This is a genomic window from Streptomyces sp. NPDC006332, from assembly GCF_040612855.1.
Taxonomy (GTDB): Bacteria; Actinomycetota; Actinomycetes; order Streptomycetales; family Streptomycetaceae; genus Streptomyces.
In genome coordinates this window covers 98,184-112,591 of sequence record NZ_JBEXRA010000005.1, presented here as the reverse complement: position 1 = coordinate 112,591, position 14,408 = coordinate 98,184, and the positions used below count along the sequence as shown (strand labels likewise).

Annotated in this window: 15 protein-coding genes; 7 read left to right on the top strand and 8 right to left on the bottom strand. The window is 70.4% G+C overall.

Translation table 11 applies throughout. The annotated features are described in order from the left end of the window. Positions 1–3: 3 nt before the first annotated feature. Positions 4–1,020, bottom strand: a complete 1,017-nt coding sequence (locus tag ABZ027_RS06865; protein ID WP_356765117.1) for a Gfo/Idh/MocA family oxidoreductase — start codon at positions 1,018–1,020, stop codon at positions 4–6. Positions 1,021–1,106: 86 nt separating this feature from the next. Between ABZ027_RS06865 and ABZ027_RS06860 the strand changes: the two genes are divergently transcribed. From ABZ027_RS06860 to ABZ027_RS06850, 3 genes are all read left to right on the top strand, one after another. Then, complete coding sequence (locus ABZ027_RS06860) at positions 1,107–2,471, top strand: multidrug effflux MFS transporter (RefSeq protein WP_356765115.1); 1,365 nt, start codon at positions 1,107–1,109, stop codon at positions 2,469–2,471. Beyond that, positions 2,423–3,598 (top strand): serine hydrolase domain-containing protein, encoded by a 1,176-nt coding sequence (locus ABZ027_RS06855; protein WP_356765113.1) that lies wholly within the window; start codon positions 2,423–2,425, stop codon positions 3,596–3,598. The genes ABZ027_RS06860 and ABZ027_RS06855 overlap by 49 nt, the downstream gene beginning before the upstream one ends. 268 nt (positions 3,599–3,866) lie before the next feature. Next, on the top strand, positions 3,867–4,856 hold the full coding sequence (locus ABZ027_RS06850; RefSeq protein WP_356765111.1) for a small ribosomal subunit Rsm22 family protein: 990 nt from the start codon (positions 3,867–3,869) through the stop codon (positions 4,854–4,856). Positions 4,857–5,061: 205 nt separating this feature from the next. Here ABZ027_RS06850 and ABZ027_RS06845 read toward each other — a convergent pair whose 3' ends face one another. Both ABZ027_RS06845 and ABZ027_RS06840 read right to left on the bottom strand, forming a co-directional pair. Further along, the gene (locus ABZ027_RS06845) at positions 5,062–5,913 is read right to left on the bottom strand and encodes a methyltransferase (protein WP_356765109.1); all 852 of its coding nucleotides are present in this window, start codon (positions 5,911–5,913) and stop codon (positions 5,062–5,064) included. Positions 5,914–6,156: 243 nt separating this feature from the next. Further along, positions 6,157–6,357, bottom strand: coding sequence for a DUF6243 family protein (locus ABZ027_RS06840; protein ID WP_356765107.1), 201 nt, complete (start codon positions 6,355–6,357; stop codon positions 6,157–6,159). Positions 6,358–6,467: 110 nt separating this feature from the next. Here ABZ027_RS06840 and ABZ027_RS06835 point away from each other — a divergent pair, with 110 nt between their 5' ends. Both ABZ027_RS06835 and ABZ027_RS06830 read left to right on the top strand, forming a co-directional pair. Continuing rightward, positions 6,468–7,109: a TetR/AcrR family transcriptional regulator gene (locus ABZ027_RS06835; protein ID WP_356765105.1), complete on the top strand. Its 642-nt coding sequence runs from the start codon at positions 6,468–6,470 to the stop codon at positions 7,107–7,109. A 114-nt stretch (positions 7,110–7,223) separates the two neighbouring features. Next, positions 7,224–7,955 (top strand): bifunctional DNA primase/polymerase, encoded by a 732-nt coding sequence (locus ABZ027_RS06830; protein ID WP_356765103.1) that lies wholly within the window; start codon positions 7,224–7,226, stop codon positions 7,953–7,955. A gap of 24 nt (positions 7,956–7,979) precedes the next feature. Here the strand turns inward: ABZ027_RS06830 and ABZ027_RS06825 are convergent, their stop codons facing one another. From ABZ027_RS06825 to efeO, 4 genes are read right to left on the bottom strand one after another with little or no spacing between them, the layout of a single operon-like run. Further along, positions 7,980–8,981, bottom strand: a complete 1,002-nt coding sequence (locus ABZ027_RS06825) for a hypothetical protein (protein ID WP_356765101.1) — start codon at positions 8,979–8,981, stop codon at positions 7,980–7,982. Further along, positions 8,941–9,813, bottom strand: a complete 873-nt coding sequence (gene efeU / locus ABZ027_RS06820) for an iron uptake transporter permease EfeU (RefSeq protein ID WP_356765099.1) — start codon at positions 9,811–9,813, stop codon at positions 8,941–8,943. Before efeU ends, ABZ027_RS06825 begins: the two co-directional genes overlap by 41 nt. A gap of 3 nt (positions 9,814–9,816) precedes the next feature. Next, on the bottom strand, positions 9,817–11,088 hold the full coding sequence (gene efeB, locus ABZ027_RS06815; RefSeq protein WP_356765097.1) for an iron uptake transporter deferrochelatase/peroxidase subunit: 1,272 nt from the start codon (positions 11,086–11,088) through the stop codon (positions 9,817–9,819). 13 nt (positions 11,089–11,101) lie between these two features. Continuing rightward, positions 11,102–12,244, bottom strand: a complete 1,143-nt coding sequence (gene efeO, locus ABZ027_RS06810; RefSeq protein ID WP_356765095.1) for an iron uptake system protein EfeO — start codon at positions 12,242–12,244, stop codon at positions 11,102–11,104. Positions 12,245–12,556: 312 nt separating this feature from the next. Between efeO and ABZ027_RS06805 the strand changes: the two genes are divergently transcribed. Continuing rightward, the gene (locus ABZ027_RS06805) at positions 12,557–13,201 is read left to right on the top strand and encodes a PhzF family phenazine biosynthesis protein (protein ID WP_356765093.1); all 645 of its coding nucleotides are present in this window, start codon (positions 12,557–12,559) and stop codon (positions 13,199–13,201) included. Between the two features lie 48 nt (positions 13,202–13,249). On the opposite strand, the gene map is transcribed toward ABZ027_RS06805, so the two are convergent. Beyond that, positions 13,250–14,107, bottom strand: a complete 858-nt coding sequence (gene map, locus ABZ027_RS06800; RefSeq protein WP_356765091.1) for a type I methionyl aminopeptidase — start codon at positions 14,105–14,107, stop codon at positions 13,250–13,252. Positions 14,108–14,165: 58 nt separating this feature from the next. Here map and ABZ027_RS06795 point away from each other — a divergent pair, with 58 nt between their 5' ends. Then, positions 14,166–14,396 carry a hypothetical protein gene (locus ABZ027_RS06795; protein WP_356765089.1) on the top strand — a complete coding sequence of 77 codons (231 nt, stop codon included), beginning with the start codon at positions 14,166–14,168 and terminating at the stop codon, positions 14,394–14,396. Positions 14,397–14,408 lie beyond the last annotated feature (12 nt).

The following is a 14,408-nucleotide window of genomic DNA, read 5'->3' as shown; positions in this document are numbered from 1 at the left end:
GGATCAGGCCGGGGTGAGTTCCGCCTCGCCGGTCTCGCTCGGGTAGCGGACGCCGACCCGGTCCCGGATCGCGTCCAGGGTCCGCATCACCGCGAGGGTGCCGTCGAGCGGCACCAGCGGCGACTCGGTCTCGCCCGCGCGCAGGGCCCGCATCACCTCCACCGCCTCGTGCTTGAGGCTGCCCCGGTCCGCCGGGCCGGTGGTGAACTCCTCCGGTTCGCGGCCGTCGCGGTGCAGTACGAAGCGGTCGGTGTGGAAGAAGCCGTACGGGATGTCGATGCGGCCCTGCGAGCCGGTGACCGAGGCGGTGGTGGCCGTACCGCCGACGAGGGAGCAGTGCACCGAGGCGAGCGCGCCGCTCTCCCAGGACAGCAGCGCGGCCGTCTGGAGGTCGACGCCCTCGTCGGACAGCTGCGCCCGCGCCGAGACGTCCGCCGGCTCACCGAGCAGCAGCTGGGCGAACGACACCGGGTACACCCCGAGGTCGAGCAGCGCGCCGCCGCCCTGCGCCGGGTCGCGCAGCCGGTGCGCGGGCGGGAAGGGCCCCGCCAGGCCGAAGTCGGCGTGCACACTGCGTACTTCGCCGACGGCGCCGTCCCGCACCAGGCCGGCCAGACGCCGGATCAGCGGGTTGCAGTACATCCACATGGCCTCCATCAGGAAGCTCCCGCGCTCCTTCGCCAGCGCGACCAGTTCCTCGGCCTCCCGCGCGTTCAGCGTGAACGCCTTCTCGCACAGCACGTTGCGCCCGGCCTCCAGACACAGGCCGGCGGCCGCCCGGTGCGCCGAGTGCGGGGTGGCGACGTACACGACGTCGACGTCCTCGTCGTGCGCGAGGTCCTCCCAGCCGCCGTAGGCCCGCGGTATCCCGAAACGCTCCGCGAACGCCTTCGCCGACTCCTCGGTCCGCGAGGCCACCGCCACGACCTCCGCGTCCGGCAGGTCCACCAGGCCCGCGGTGAACGACGCCGCGATTCCGCCCGTCGCCAGGATCCCCCAGCGCACGCTCTGCTCCGTCATCCGGCCCCACCCTCGCTCACGTGACCCTCGGCACTCTGTACGAGCTGAGAGCATAGGTGGCGGATCACTTGGAAAGGGAGGGGCACATGCCCGAGCAGTGGGCATCGACATCACCGGCATCAGAGACATCCGCGACGCAGCCGCCATCGGTACCGTCGCTGCCGTCGCCGACCTCGACTCCGGACGTGGCGCGGGCGGCGGTGCCGGCGACGGAACCGGCCACCCGCGCGTTGCGCCGCACCGGCCTGCTGGTGACCCTGATCCTCGGTGGTCTCACGGCGACGCCCCCGCTGGCGATGGACATGTACCTCCCTTCCCTCCCGGAGGTCACCCAGTCCCTGCACGCCCCCGCCGCGACCGTCCAGCTCACCCTCACCGCCTGCCTCGCCGGCATGGCCCTCGGTCAGCTGGTGGTCGGGCCGATGAGCGACAGGTGGGGCCGCCGACGCCCCCTGCTCATCGGCCTCGCCGTCTACGTCGTCGCCACCGCCCTGTGCGCCCTGGCGCCCACGGTCGAGACCCTGGTCGCCTTCCGGCTGGCACAGGGCCTCGCCGGGGCGGCCGGGATAGTCATCGCGCGGGCCGTCGTCCGTGACCTCTACGACGGCACGGCCATGGCCCGCTTCTTCTCCACCCTCATGCTGATCTCCGGGGTCGCCCCGATCGTCGCGCCGCTCATCGGCGGGCAGATCCTGCGGGTCACGGACTGGCGGGGCGTGTTCATGGTGCTGACGGTGGTCGGCGCGCTGCTGGCGGGGCTCGTGTGGGCGAAGCTCCCCGAGACGCTGGCACCCGCCGATCGCCATTCCGGCGGGGTCGGTGAGGCGCTGCGCTCGATGCGCACCCTGCTCGCCGACCGTCGCTTCTCCGGCTACATGCTCACCGGCGGCTTCACCTTCGCCGCGCTCTTCGCCTACATCTCGGCCTCGCCGTTCGTGATCCAGGAGATCTACGGCGCCTCCCCGCAGACGTTCAGCCTGCTGTTCGGGATCAACTCGGTCGGTCTGGTGATCGCCGGTCAGATCAACGGGAAGGTGCTGGTCGGGCGGGTGAGCCTGGACCGGGTCCTGGCCGTGGGCCTCGCGATCGTCACCACCGCGGCGACGGCGCTGCTGCTGATGTCCGTGGGTGTCTTCGGTGAGGTCGGACTCGCGCCGATGGCTTGCGCGCTGTTCGTGCTGATGTCGGCGATGGGTATCACCATGCCCAACACCCAGGCGCTCGCCCTCATGCGTGTCCGGCACGCCGCGGGGTCCGCCTCCGCGCTGCTCGGTACGTCGTCCTTTTTGGTCGGCGCGATCGCCTCGCCGCTCGTCGGGGTCGCCGGGGAGCACACCGCGGTTCCGATGGCCGTCGTCCAACTGGCCGGTGCGGTGGTGGCCCTGGCCTGCTTCGTGGGAATGTGCCGTCCCCGGAAGGGCCGGGCGACCGTGGAGGGGGCAGAGAGCTGAGCGCACCGAGACTGCGCCACGACACACCGGAGCGGGCCGGGCTCGATCCGGGGGAACTTCGGCGGCTCGTCGTGGAGTTCCACGCGCTCACGGCCGGGGAGCGTCCCTGGGCGCCGGGTGCCGTGCTGGTCGTCGGGCGTGGGCCGGTGATCGCCGTGGAGGAGGCGGCGGGGTGGGCCGTTCGCTACGCGTCCTACGATCCAGAGGCGGACGCCGGCGTGGAACTGCCGCCGGACGACCGCGTGCCGGTGGGCGTTGACACGCCCTTCGATCTGGCCTCTCTTACCAAGCTGTTCACCGCTGTCGCGGCCGTCCAGCAGATCGAGCGGGGCACGCTGGGGATGGATGCGCGGGTCGGGGCGTTCCTGCCGGAGTTCCGGGGCGCCGCGGAACACGGTGTGACCGTGCGGGAACTGCTCACCCACACTTCTGGACTGCGTCCGGAACTTCCGTTGTACGACTGCGTGGACGCCGAGGAACGGTTGGCGCTGCTGCGTGCGGAGGCCCCTGTGGGGGTGCCCGGTACTTACGTTTACTCCGACTTGAATCCGCTTCTTCTGCAGCACGTCCTCGAACGTGTCACCGGCCGTACTCTCGACGACCTCGTCCATCACGGCATCACCCGCCCGCTGGGCATGACGGCGACCCGGTTCGGGCCCTGTCCGGACGCGGCGGCCACGGAGGATCAGCGGCGGCCCTGGGCCAAGGTCGACCGGGGGATGGTGCGGGGTGTCGTGCACGACGAGAACGCCTGGGCGTTGGGTGGGGTGGCTGGGCATGCGGGGCTGTTCTCGACCGGGCGGGATCTGGCGGTGTTCTGCCGTGCTCTGCTTGCGGGCGGGTCCTACGGGCCCGCGCGCATCCTCGGGCCGGACTTCGTCGAGCTGATGTTCACTCCGCCGGGGCTGGGCTTCGCGCTGGATCAGCCGTGGTTCATGGGCGAACTGGCGGGGCGGGGGGCGGCCGGGCACACCGGCTTCACGGGGACCTCGCTGGTGCTGGACCGGGCTACGGACACGTTTCTGGTTCTGCTGGCCAACACGGTTCATCCGAGGAGGCGGGGGGCGGACAGTGGGCCTCGGGCGGGGGCGGGGACTCGGGTGGCTCGGGCTGTGCGGGGGGCGTAGGGGGCCCGCGGTGGCCTCTGCGCGTTGCGCCTGCGGCTTGTGGTGGGGTCGGGGCCGCGTCGGGGGGTGTCCGTCCTCGGAACGGCGCGGAATCGGTCGGTTACCAACTTGACGGTGTTGACGCGCCAACCGCTGCGGGCGGACACCCCCCGACACGTCCCCTTGCCGCCGTGCGCGGGTGCGGGAGCGTGGACCGTGGGGTCCCCCGCCCGCCGGTGGGGAAGCCGTCGCGCGGCTACGGGGTGTGCGGCGGCCATAGGATTGTGGGGTGAACGTTCCTGTGTCCTCGGCCGAGAACCTGCGTGGTGCCCTTGGGGGTCTGCTTGACGGGCTTCCGGCGCGGCAGGCCGCCTCGGCGGTGGAGCGTCTGATCGCCAACTATCGGGGCAGCACCCCTACTGACGCCCCGATTCTGCGTGACCGTGCGGATGTCGCGGCGTACGCCGCCTATCGGATGCCGGCCACCTTCGAGGCCGTACGGTCGGCTCTGGGCGCGTTCGCGGCGGCCGTTCCTGAGTGGGCTCCCGCCGGGCATGTCGACGTCGGCGGTGGTACGGGGGCGGCGACGTGGGCGGTCAGTGCTACTTGGGACGGTGAGCGGCCCGTCACCGTGATCGACTGGTCGGAAGCCGCACTCGCTCTCGGCCGGGAGGTCGCCGCCGCCAACCCGGCGTTGCGGAACGTCCGGTGGCAGCGCTCGCGGATCGGAACGGCGCTCAGCCTTGAGGACGCCGACCTGGTCACCGTGTCCTACGTCCTCAACGAACTCACCGGACCCGATCGGGCGGCCCTGGTCGACGCCGCCGCGGGCGCCGCGCAGGCCGTGGTGATCGTGGAGCCGGGGACCCCTGACGGCTATGCCCGTGTGATCGAGGCGCGTGACCGACTCGTCGCCGCGGGGTTCCGGGTCGCCGCGCCCTGCCCGCACAGCGCCGCCTGCCCGATCGTCCCCGGCGAGGACTGGTGCCACTTCTCCGCCCGGGTCAGCCGTTCCTCCCTGCACCGCCAGGTCAAGGGCGGCTCCCTCGCCTACGAGGACGAGAAGTTCGCCTATGTCGCCGCCGCCCGCTTCCCGGTGGCGCCGGCTCCCTCCCGGGTGGTCCGGCGCCCCCAGATCCGCAAGGGGCAGGTGCTGCTCGACCTGTGCGAGACGGATGAGGGGCTGAGTCGCCGCACGGTCACCAAGCGCCACGGCGACCTCTACAAGGCGGCTCGCGACGCGGACTGGGGCGACGACTGGCCTCCGGCGGACCGTTAGGTGGTGTCTGGTTGGCTGCGTAGCCAGGTGATTACGGCGGCCGGCATGTCCGTAGAGCGATAGAGCATCGCGAGATCAGCCGCCCACCTGCGATGGTGCTTCCGCACCGTCCGCCAGGGCCCCGAACGCTTCGCGGGGCAAGATCTTTCGGGGATTCCAGTGGCCCACTGCTTGTCGGGCAGCGGGCGCATGCGCCCGCTCGTGATCACCGAGGCTGGTAGGCGGTGGCCAGCACGGAGACGGTGACTTGGTCGGGCAGGAAGCCTTCATCGTTCAGGTCCGCACGGCTCAAGTGGTGGGCGCTCGGTGTCATCGCCACCAGGTCCAGGGCATCCGGCCTGGCCAGGGTCGCGGAGTACTCCACCCGTTCGGTGACGGCGGCCTCGAAAAAGGGATTCAGCGCCCGGTGCAGGCGCTGTTCCTTGGCCGGGTCGATTGCGACCATCGCCGGCAGCCGGCCACGCAGCTCGGCCAGATGCCGTCCGGTAGGACGGACCACGATCAACCGGCCGGTCGGCCGGAGTACTCGGTGGAACTCGGCCGGGTTACGTGGGGCGAACACGTCCAAAACGACATCGGACGCCCCGTCGGCCAGCGGGAAGGGACGGAAAACGTCCCACGACGCCGCGGCGGCTCGTTCGTGGGCACGGGCTGCCGAGCGCAGCGCACGCACCGACGTGTCCAGACCCAAACCACGGGCGCCGGGCAGCTGGTCGAGCACGCCGGCCAGGTAGTAGCCCGTGCCGCACCCCACGTCCACGACCGTGGCCTGCTCGGGTACGGCATCGGCCACCAGGCGGGCCGCGGTTTTGCGGATGCGCGCGTACGTGCGTGTGGACAGGAATCGGTCCCGGGCCTGGGCCATGGCCGCGTCGTCCCCGCTGGTGGCACGGGTGCCCGTCAGCAGGCTGGCGTAGCCGTGGCGGGCGATGTCGAAGGTGTGGCCGGCAGGGCAGCGCAGTGCGCCGCGGTCGGGGTGCAGGCGGCGTGCGCGGCATGTGGGGCAGCGCAGCAGGTCGAGAGATAGTTCAAGGGCAGGGGGAAGCAGCACGGGCACGAAGCGCTCCTGGCAAATGCGAAGGGAGGGGGGCCGTGCCTGCATGCGCACTCAGAACGTCGCTGCCGCAGCGACAGCGGGCAGCACCGGCACGCGGCTCACGCAGCAGGCCTACCTGGGAGGGGGGGCGCCGTCCGGCGTCCCCCCTCAACGTCTTCCCATCACAGGAAGCAGCAATGCGGGGTGGTGGGGCCGGTGGATGCCACGCCATGAGGCCACGAGCATCGACGAAGTCCCCCTGTCCTACTGCAATGCGAGACACAGCCCAGCTTCTTCCTCCTGGCGTTTTTGCTGGAGCCTGCGCAGCAACTCCCGTTTCTGGGTTTGGGGGTCGAGGCCGCCGCCGATTCGTTGGCCGCGCCCGCCGCCCCTCAGTGCCTTGCGGCCGAGGTTGCTGCGGGTGCCGCCGACGCCGAGCATGTTTCCTGATCCACCACGGGTCATGGGGTCTTCTCCTTCTGGTTTTCTTCAGTGTGTGACGAGACGTCTCGTCTCGATGTGTCCACCACTGTCAGGCGAGACGGTGCGTCTTGTCAAGTGATAAGTTCGATCCCATGGCCGTCAAGAAGTCAGCCCAGCCCGTTCCCGACACCACCCGCCGCAGCGAGAGGTCCCGTCGTGCGATCTACGACGCCGCCCTCGCCCTCGTCGGAGAGGTCGGCTACCCCAGGACGACGATCGAGGGCATCGCCGCCCGCGCCGGTGTGGGTAAACAGACGATCTACCGCTGGTGGACGTCGAAGGCCGACGTCCTGCTGGAGGCGTTCCTCGATCTCTCCGAGCAGGCGGCGCGGGAGGCGGAGCCCGAGGGCCAGTTCACGATCCCGGACACCGGGGACCTCGCCGCCGACCTCAAGACCGTATTGCGGCTCACCGTCGACCAGCTCAGGGACCCCCGGTTCGAGGTCCCCTCCCGTGCGCTGGCCGCCGAGGGGGTCGTCGACGAGGAACTCGGCCGGATCATGATGGCCAAGCTTCTCGAACCGTCGCTCCAGCTGTACGTCGACCGGCTGCGCGCCGCGCAGGAGGCCGGTCAGGTGCGCCAGGAGATCGACCCGCGCATCGCCCTGGAACTCTGGGTCTCACCCCTCGCCCAGCGCTGGCTCCAGTACACGGGCCCGATCTCCTACGAGTACACCGACACCCTCGTCGACTACGCGCTGTACGGCATCGGGCCCCGCGGGCCCCGTAGTTGACCCTTCGTCGCGCCTCGTCCCACCTGGCCCATTTGTCGGCTCCGGCCCCCCACGGCACGGGATGGTGGGACCATAGGGCATGCTGTTTCGCACGACAGCGAGGCGAGGGGATAGATGAGCGCGGAGTTCGGTGGCACCGGCCGGCAGGGCAAACTCTCCCAATGGCTGCGCGGACGCCGCCCTAAGGAGGCCGCCGCGGACGAGGGCGGCCGTGAGGCCCTGCTGCTCGCCGCCGCCGAGGCGGGCCTGCCGCTGGCTCCCGCCGCGTATCCCGCCCCCGGCTACCGCTGTTCCTGCGACCGCGTCGGCTGTCCCACCCCCGCCCGGCATCCGGTGTCGTTCGCCTGGCAGACCCAGTCGACCACCGACCGCGCGCAGATCGAGCGTTGGGCCCGCAACCAGCCGCAGGCCAACTTCATCACCGCGACCGGCATGGTGCACGACGTCCTCGACGTGCCGCTGGAAGCCGGTGCGGAGGCCCTGGAACGGCTGCTCGACGCCGGTATCGACGTCGGCCCGGTGGCCGAGAGCGACGACGGGCGGCTGCTCTTCTTCACCCTCACCCGCGGCACCCCCGAGGACGAGGACGAGTGGTGGCCCTGCGAACTGGACTGCCACCCCGAGACGATGGACGAACACCCGGGCCTGCGCTGGCACTGCCGCGGCTCCTACGTGCTCGTCCCGCCCGCCCGGCTCCCCGGCGACCAGACCGTGAGCTGGGTCCGCGGACTCGAACACCCGCTGCCCGACCCGCTGACCCTCCTGGAAGTCCTCACCGATGCCTGCGCCCGGCACATCGGCGAGGAGCCGGACCACGCGAACGCGGCCTGGCCCTCTCGTCGTTGAGCGGGGGGGCATCGCGGGTACGCTCTAGGACCCCTGTGCCGAGGTCAGGCCCTGGATTCGCCCCAGCAGGGACACCCGTGGGTCGCCCGAGCTCTTCGCCGGGTCCAGGGCTACCTCGTTGGAGACGAACTCCATGGTGAGTGACTGCTTGATCTCACCGGTCGTCAGGGCCAGCACGTCCTGGCCCGGGTCGGGCACCGCGGCGTTCGGCGCGGCCGTCTGCTTCTCGTAGTGCTGCGTGGCGAAGAACACCAACGACCCGCCGTCGGCCGTGCGCAGCGCGAGGGGGGCGTAGTCGCCACTGTTCAGCGGCTTGTCGATGTACTGGGTGGCGAGACCGGGGCGCTTGGTGTTCTTCGCGCGCTGCGCACGCCACTGGTCGGTGTGCGGACCGGCCGCGAAGGACTTCCCGCCGCTCTTCAGATACGTCGTGTAGTCCTTGCTCAAGTCGCCCGGGGGGACGGCGAGTTCGGCCGAGTTCACCGGCACCGGCTCCGCCCAGCCGTCCGCGTCCTTCTTGAACTTCGGCACCTTGTCCGGCGCGACCAGCGTCAGATAGGCCGCCTGCCACGGTTCGTCCAGGCCGCCCCGGGTGAACACGATCAGCCAGCGCGCGCTGCCGCCCTTGTTGCCGGCCGCGTCGGCGACGAACCAGCGCGGCCAGCCCGCCTTCTTCGGGATCGTGTACTTGGCGTCCGAGAGCTCCAGGGGTGTGTGCGTCGGGTTGCCGCCCGGGTGGTTCGCCGCGCCGGCCTTCAACCGGGCCTCGTCGATGTCGGAGAGGGCGCCGGTGACATGGTCGGCGTCCAGCGAACTGTCGTAGGCCTTGTCGGCAGCGTTGTACGCGGTTGTGAACTGACGGAGAGCCTTGGCGGCCTCCGCGCCGGTGGCCCCGGGAAGTACCTCCCGTTCCCCGTGGACCACCACACAACCGCTCGCTGTCAACGACAAAGCGGTCAGTGAGGCCGCTATCAGTGCGCTCCGGTCAAGCCTGCGGAGCCTTCGAGGGCCGCGATCCCTGCTCATCAGGTTCCTTCACCTTCCCCTTCCCGGAGGCGAACCCTACCGGGGCGAGGAACAGCGCGAGCGTCGGGATCAGGTACAGCAGCCACACCGTGACCTGGAGGACCGTCGGGTCGGGCTGGAAGTTGAAGACGCCCTTGAGGAGGGTGCCGTACCAACTGTCCGGCGGGATGGTGTCGCTGATGTCGAAGGACTTGTCGTTCAGGCCCGGCAACCAGTCCGCCTCCTGGAGGTCGTGGAAGCCGTACGCGAGCACGCCCGCGGCCACCACGACCAGCATGCCGCCGGTCCAGGTGAAGAACTTGGCGAGGTTGATGCGCAACGCGCCCCGGTAGAACAGCCAGCCCAGGAACACCGCCGTCGCGATACCGAGGGCCACGCCGATCAGCGGGCGCGGGGTGCCGTCGCTGGCCGCGTGCACCGACGCCCACACGAACAGCGCGGTCTCCAGGCCCTCCCGGCCGACCGCGAGGAACGCGGTGGCCACCAACGCGCCCGTGCCCATCGCGAGGGCCGCGTCCAGCTTGCCGTGCAGCTCCGACTTGAGGTGCCGGGCGGTACGCCGCATCCAGAACACCATCCACGTCACCAGGCCCACCGCGAGGATCGACAGGGACCCGCCGAGCGCCTCCTGCGCCTCGAACGTCAGCTCCTGCGAGCCGAATTCCAGCGCGCAGCCGAAACCGAGCGCGATCACGATCGCGACCGCGATACCGGCCCAGATGGGTTTGAGAGCGTCCCTGCGGCCCGTCTTGACCAAGTACGCGATGAGGATGCAGACGACGAGGCTGGCTTCCAGCCCCTCGCGCAGACCGATCAGATAGTTGGAGAACACGGGCTACGCCTCCTCGGAGAACAGCGTGCTGCCCCACCAGTCGTCCTTGTCGCGGACGCCCGGCGGGACGGCGAACAGCGCCGAACCCACGTGCTGGATGTACTCGTTGAGCGCGTCCGTGGCCAGGTTGCGCTGGATGCGGATGAAGCCCTCGCGGACGTCCCGCTGGTAGGCGAGGAAGAACAGCCCCGCCTCCAGCCGGCCCAGGCCGTCCGTGCCGTCGGTGAACGAGTAGCCGCGGCGCAGGATCGTCGCCCCGTGGTTGGAGTCGGGGTGGGCGAGCCGGACGTGCGCGTCGGGCTTCATCGCCTTCAGGAACGGTTTGTCGCGCTCCTTGGCCTTGCCGACCGGGGCGCCCTCGCCCTTGTCGCGGCCGAAGACGTCCTCCTGCTCCTGCAGCGAGGTGCGGTCCCAGGTCTCGATGTGCATCCGGATACGGCGGGCGACGAGGTAGGAGCCGCCGTTCATCCACTCCGGGCCGTCGGCGGGGTCCACCCACACGAACTTCTTCAGGCGGTCGCTCTCGGTTCCGGCGATGTTGCGGGTGCCGTCCTTGAACCCCATCAGGTTGCGCGGGGTCTGCGCGTCCGGCGTGGTCGAGGACGTCTTGCCGAAGCCCAGCTGCGACCAGCGGATGACGACCTTGCCGAAGCCGATCCGGGCCAGGTTGCGGATCGCGTGCACGGCGACCTGCGGGTCGTCCGCACAGGCCTGGACGCACAGGTCGCCGCCGCTGCGGTTCTTGTCGAGGTTGTCGCCGGCGAACTTGGGCAGGTCCACCAGGGCCTCGGGCCGTCGGTCCCCGAGGTCGAACTTGTCGAACAGGCCGGGCCCGAAGCCGACCGTCAGGGTCAGCCGCGAAGGCTTCAGCCCGAGTGCCTCCCCGGTGTCGTCCGGCGGGGCCTCGGCGAGCCCGCCGTACGCGCCCTCGCCGACCGCGTGCCCGGCGGTCATCCTCCGCGCGGCCTCGGTCCAGTCCTTCAGCATCTGGACGAACTCGGCGCGGTCCTCGGTGGTCACGTCGAACGCGGCGAAGTGCAGCCTGTCCTGCACGGGCGTGGCGATGCCGGCCTGGTGGGCGCCGTGGAAGGCGACCGCGGCGCCCGTCTCGGCGCCGGCTGGGGCCGCGTCGTCGGTGGACTCGCCGGTGCGGGTCATCGCGACCGTGCCGCCGGCCGCGACGGCGCCGAGCGCGAGCCCGGCACCGCCCCAGCCGATCAGCGCGCGCCGGGAGGGCGCGGCGGTCTCCTGGGTGTCGTCCGTCCCTTGCTCCACTGTTCCTGCTTCCCTACTTCGCGACGGCGGCGGCGAGCTTGGACAGCGGCTCGGCGAGCGCGTTCACCGCGTCCGACAGCTTCTTGCGGTCCGCCTCGCCGACCTTGTCGTACGAGGTGAAGTCGTACGACGCCTTGTCCGCGCGGTACTTGTCGAGCAGCGTGTTCAACGCGGCGAACTGCTTGTCCAGCTCGGTGGCCAGCGGCGCGTCGTTCTCCTTGGCGACCGGCTTCAGCAGCTCGTACGACTTCTCGGCGCCCTCCACGTTGGCCTTGAAGTCGACGAGGTCGGTGTGCGAGTAGCGCTCCTCCTCGCCGGTGACCTTGCCGGTGGCGACCTCGTCGAGGAGTTCCTTGGCGCCGTTGGCCATGGAGGTCGGGGTGATGTCGGCCTTGCCGACCCGCTTCTGCCAGTCGGTGAGGTCGGTGATCAGCTGGTCGGCGAGGGTCTTGTCCGCGGCGGTGATCTTCTTGTCCTGCCACAGGGACTTCTCCAGGCGGTGCCAGCCGGTCCACTTCTGGCCGTCCTCCAGGCCGTCCGCGCGGACGTCGACCTTCGGGTCGATGTCGCCGAAGGACTCCGCGACCGGCTCGGTGCGCTCCCAGCCGATCCGGGAGGGCGCGTAGGCCTTCTTCGCGGCCGCCAGGTCGCCGTCCTTGACCGCCTTGGCGAACGCCTCGGCCTTGGGCAGGGTCTCGTCGGCCTGTTCCTGCACGTAGGTGCGGTAGGTGGCGACGGCCTTGTCCAGGCGGGGGTCGCGCTGGACGGCCTTGCCGCCGGTGGCCTTGACGTCCTGGCGGATGCCCTTGCCCTTCATGCCGGGCTTGCAGGCGATCTGGTAGTCGCCGGCCTTCACCTCGGCGGTGACCTTCTGCCTGGTGCCGGGGCCGATGTTCTCCCGCTCGGTGACGATCCTGTCGTCCGGGAAGAGGACGTAGACCTCGGTGACCTTGGAGCCCTTGTTCTCGATGGCGAGTTCGACGTGCCCGGCCGGGAACTCCTTCTTGGAGATCTCGCACTTGCTGTCGGTGGCGGTCACGTTGATCACGCGGTCACCCTTGCTGTCGGAACTGCCTTTCTCGGTGCACCCCGTGACGGCGGTCAGAGCCGCCACGGTGGCGGTGGCGGTGACGACGGAGAGTCTGGCGGCGCGCATTCGGGCTCCCGGTGCCTGGCTGAAAAATCACGTGACGGGGCTCACAAAGATTGGTGAGGCTCACCTAACTTATCCGAGGCTTACCTGAGTGATACCCCCGCATGCCGTGATTCAGCTCTCATAGACGCTGTAAGGGCACGACCTGATCACGGAGGATTAAAACGGACGTCAACGGAAGGTCAAAGGAGATTCAAAGATTCCGCTTCGGAGTGCGCCTGAGGAGCCCCCGTGCGCGGGTGCGGCGACCTGTCCATCCGCTGGTCATGGACGAGTGGTCGGTGCGGGCGGGTCACTCCGGGCACAATTTTGCGCGTGACTGACTACGACGTGCTCCGGGTCTTCTGCGGAGCGAACGGCGGATACGGCAACGAACTCGGCGTCGTCCGCGACGGCTCCGTCCTGCCAGGCCCGGCCGAGCGGCAGGAGCTCGCCGGGAAACTCGGGTTCAGCGAGACCGTGTTCGTCGACGACCCCGAGCGCGGGGTCATCGACATCTACACACCGACCCTGCGCCTGCCGTTCGCCGGCCACCCCTGCGTCGGCACGGCCTGGCTGCTCGACGTGCCCGAACTGGTCACCCCGGCCGGAGTCGTGGGCACCCGCCTGGACGGGGAGTTCAGCTGGATCGAGGCGCGGGCCGAGTGGGCGCCGCCGCGCACCCTGCGCCAGTACGCCACGGCCGCCGAGGTCGACGACCTGGCCGTTCCGCCGACGGGGGAGTGGATCTACGCCTGGGCCTGGGAGGACGAGTCCGCCGGCCGGATCCGGGCCCGTGGCTTCCCCGGGCGCGGCGACGGCATCGACGAGGACGAGGCGACCGGCGCGGCCGCCCTGCTCCTCACCGACCGGCTGGGCCGCGCCCTGAACATCACTCAGGGCGCCGGCTCGCAGATCCTCACCGCCCCGCAGCCCGGTGGCTGGGTGGAGGTCGGCGGTCGCGTCTTCCTGGAACGGTGACCGGGAAGCGAACGGTGACCGGGGCGGTGTCCTCCCGGTGGGGCGGGGCTACGGGAGCGTGAGGATCTCGGCCCCCGACTCCGTCACCACCAGCGTGTGCTCGAACTGGGCCGTCCGCCGGCGGTCCTTCGTCACGACCGTCCAGCCGTCGTCCCACATGTCGTACTCGTGCGTCCCGAGCGTCAGCATCGGCTCGATGGTGAAGGTCATCCCGGGGCGGATCACGGTCGTCGCGTGCGGGCTGTCGTAGTGCGGGATGATCAGGCCCGAGTGGAACGAGGTGTTGATCCCGTGTCCGGTGAAGTCGCGGACCACGCCGTAACCGAAGCGCTTCGCGTACGACTCGATGACCCGGCCGATGATGTTGATCTGGCGGCCCGGCCGGACCGCCTTGATCGCCCGGTCGAGGGACTCCCGGGTCCGCTCCACCAGCAGCCGGCTCTCCTCGTCGACGTCCCCGACCAGGTACGTGGCGTTGTTGTCGCCGTGCACCCCGCCGATGTACGCCGTCACGTCCAGGTTGACGATGTCGCCGTCCCGCAGCACCGTCGAGTCCGGGATCCCGTGGCAGATCACCTCGTTGACGCTGGTGCACAGGGACTTCGGGAAGCCGCGGTAGCCCAGCGTCGACGGATAGGCGCCGTGGTCGCACATGTACGCGTGCGCCACCTTGTCCAGCTCGTCGGTGGTGACCCCCGGCGCGATCAGCTTCGCGGCCTCCGCCATCGCCCGCGCCGCGATCCGGCCCGCGAGGCGCATCGCCTCGATCGTCTCGGGCGTCTGCACCTCCGGTCCGGTGTACGGCGTCGGCGCCGGCTTGCCGACGTACTCGGGCCGGCGGATGTTTCCGGGTACGGAACGGGTGGGAGACAGCTCCCCTGGTACGAGCAGCGACTGGCCAGACATGCCAGCGAGTCTAACCAGCGGGCATGGGGGAACATGTCGATGGCGAGAGGAGCAGGTCATGTCCTTGTTCAAGAAGCGCACGGCCGGAAAGCCCGGCGAGTGGTACTACTGCCTGGAGCACCAGAAGGTCGAGGAGGGGCCGGAGTGCCCCGCCAAGGACCGTTTCGGGCCGTACGCCTCACGTCAGGAGGCCGAGCACGCGATGAGCACGGCCCGGGAGCGCAACCTCGAGTGGGAGAACGACCCCAAGTGGCACGACGCACCCGCGGCGGGCCGGGACGACGACTAGGGCCCTGACCCT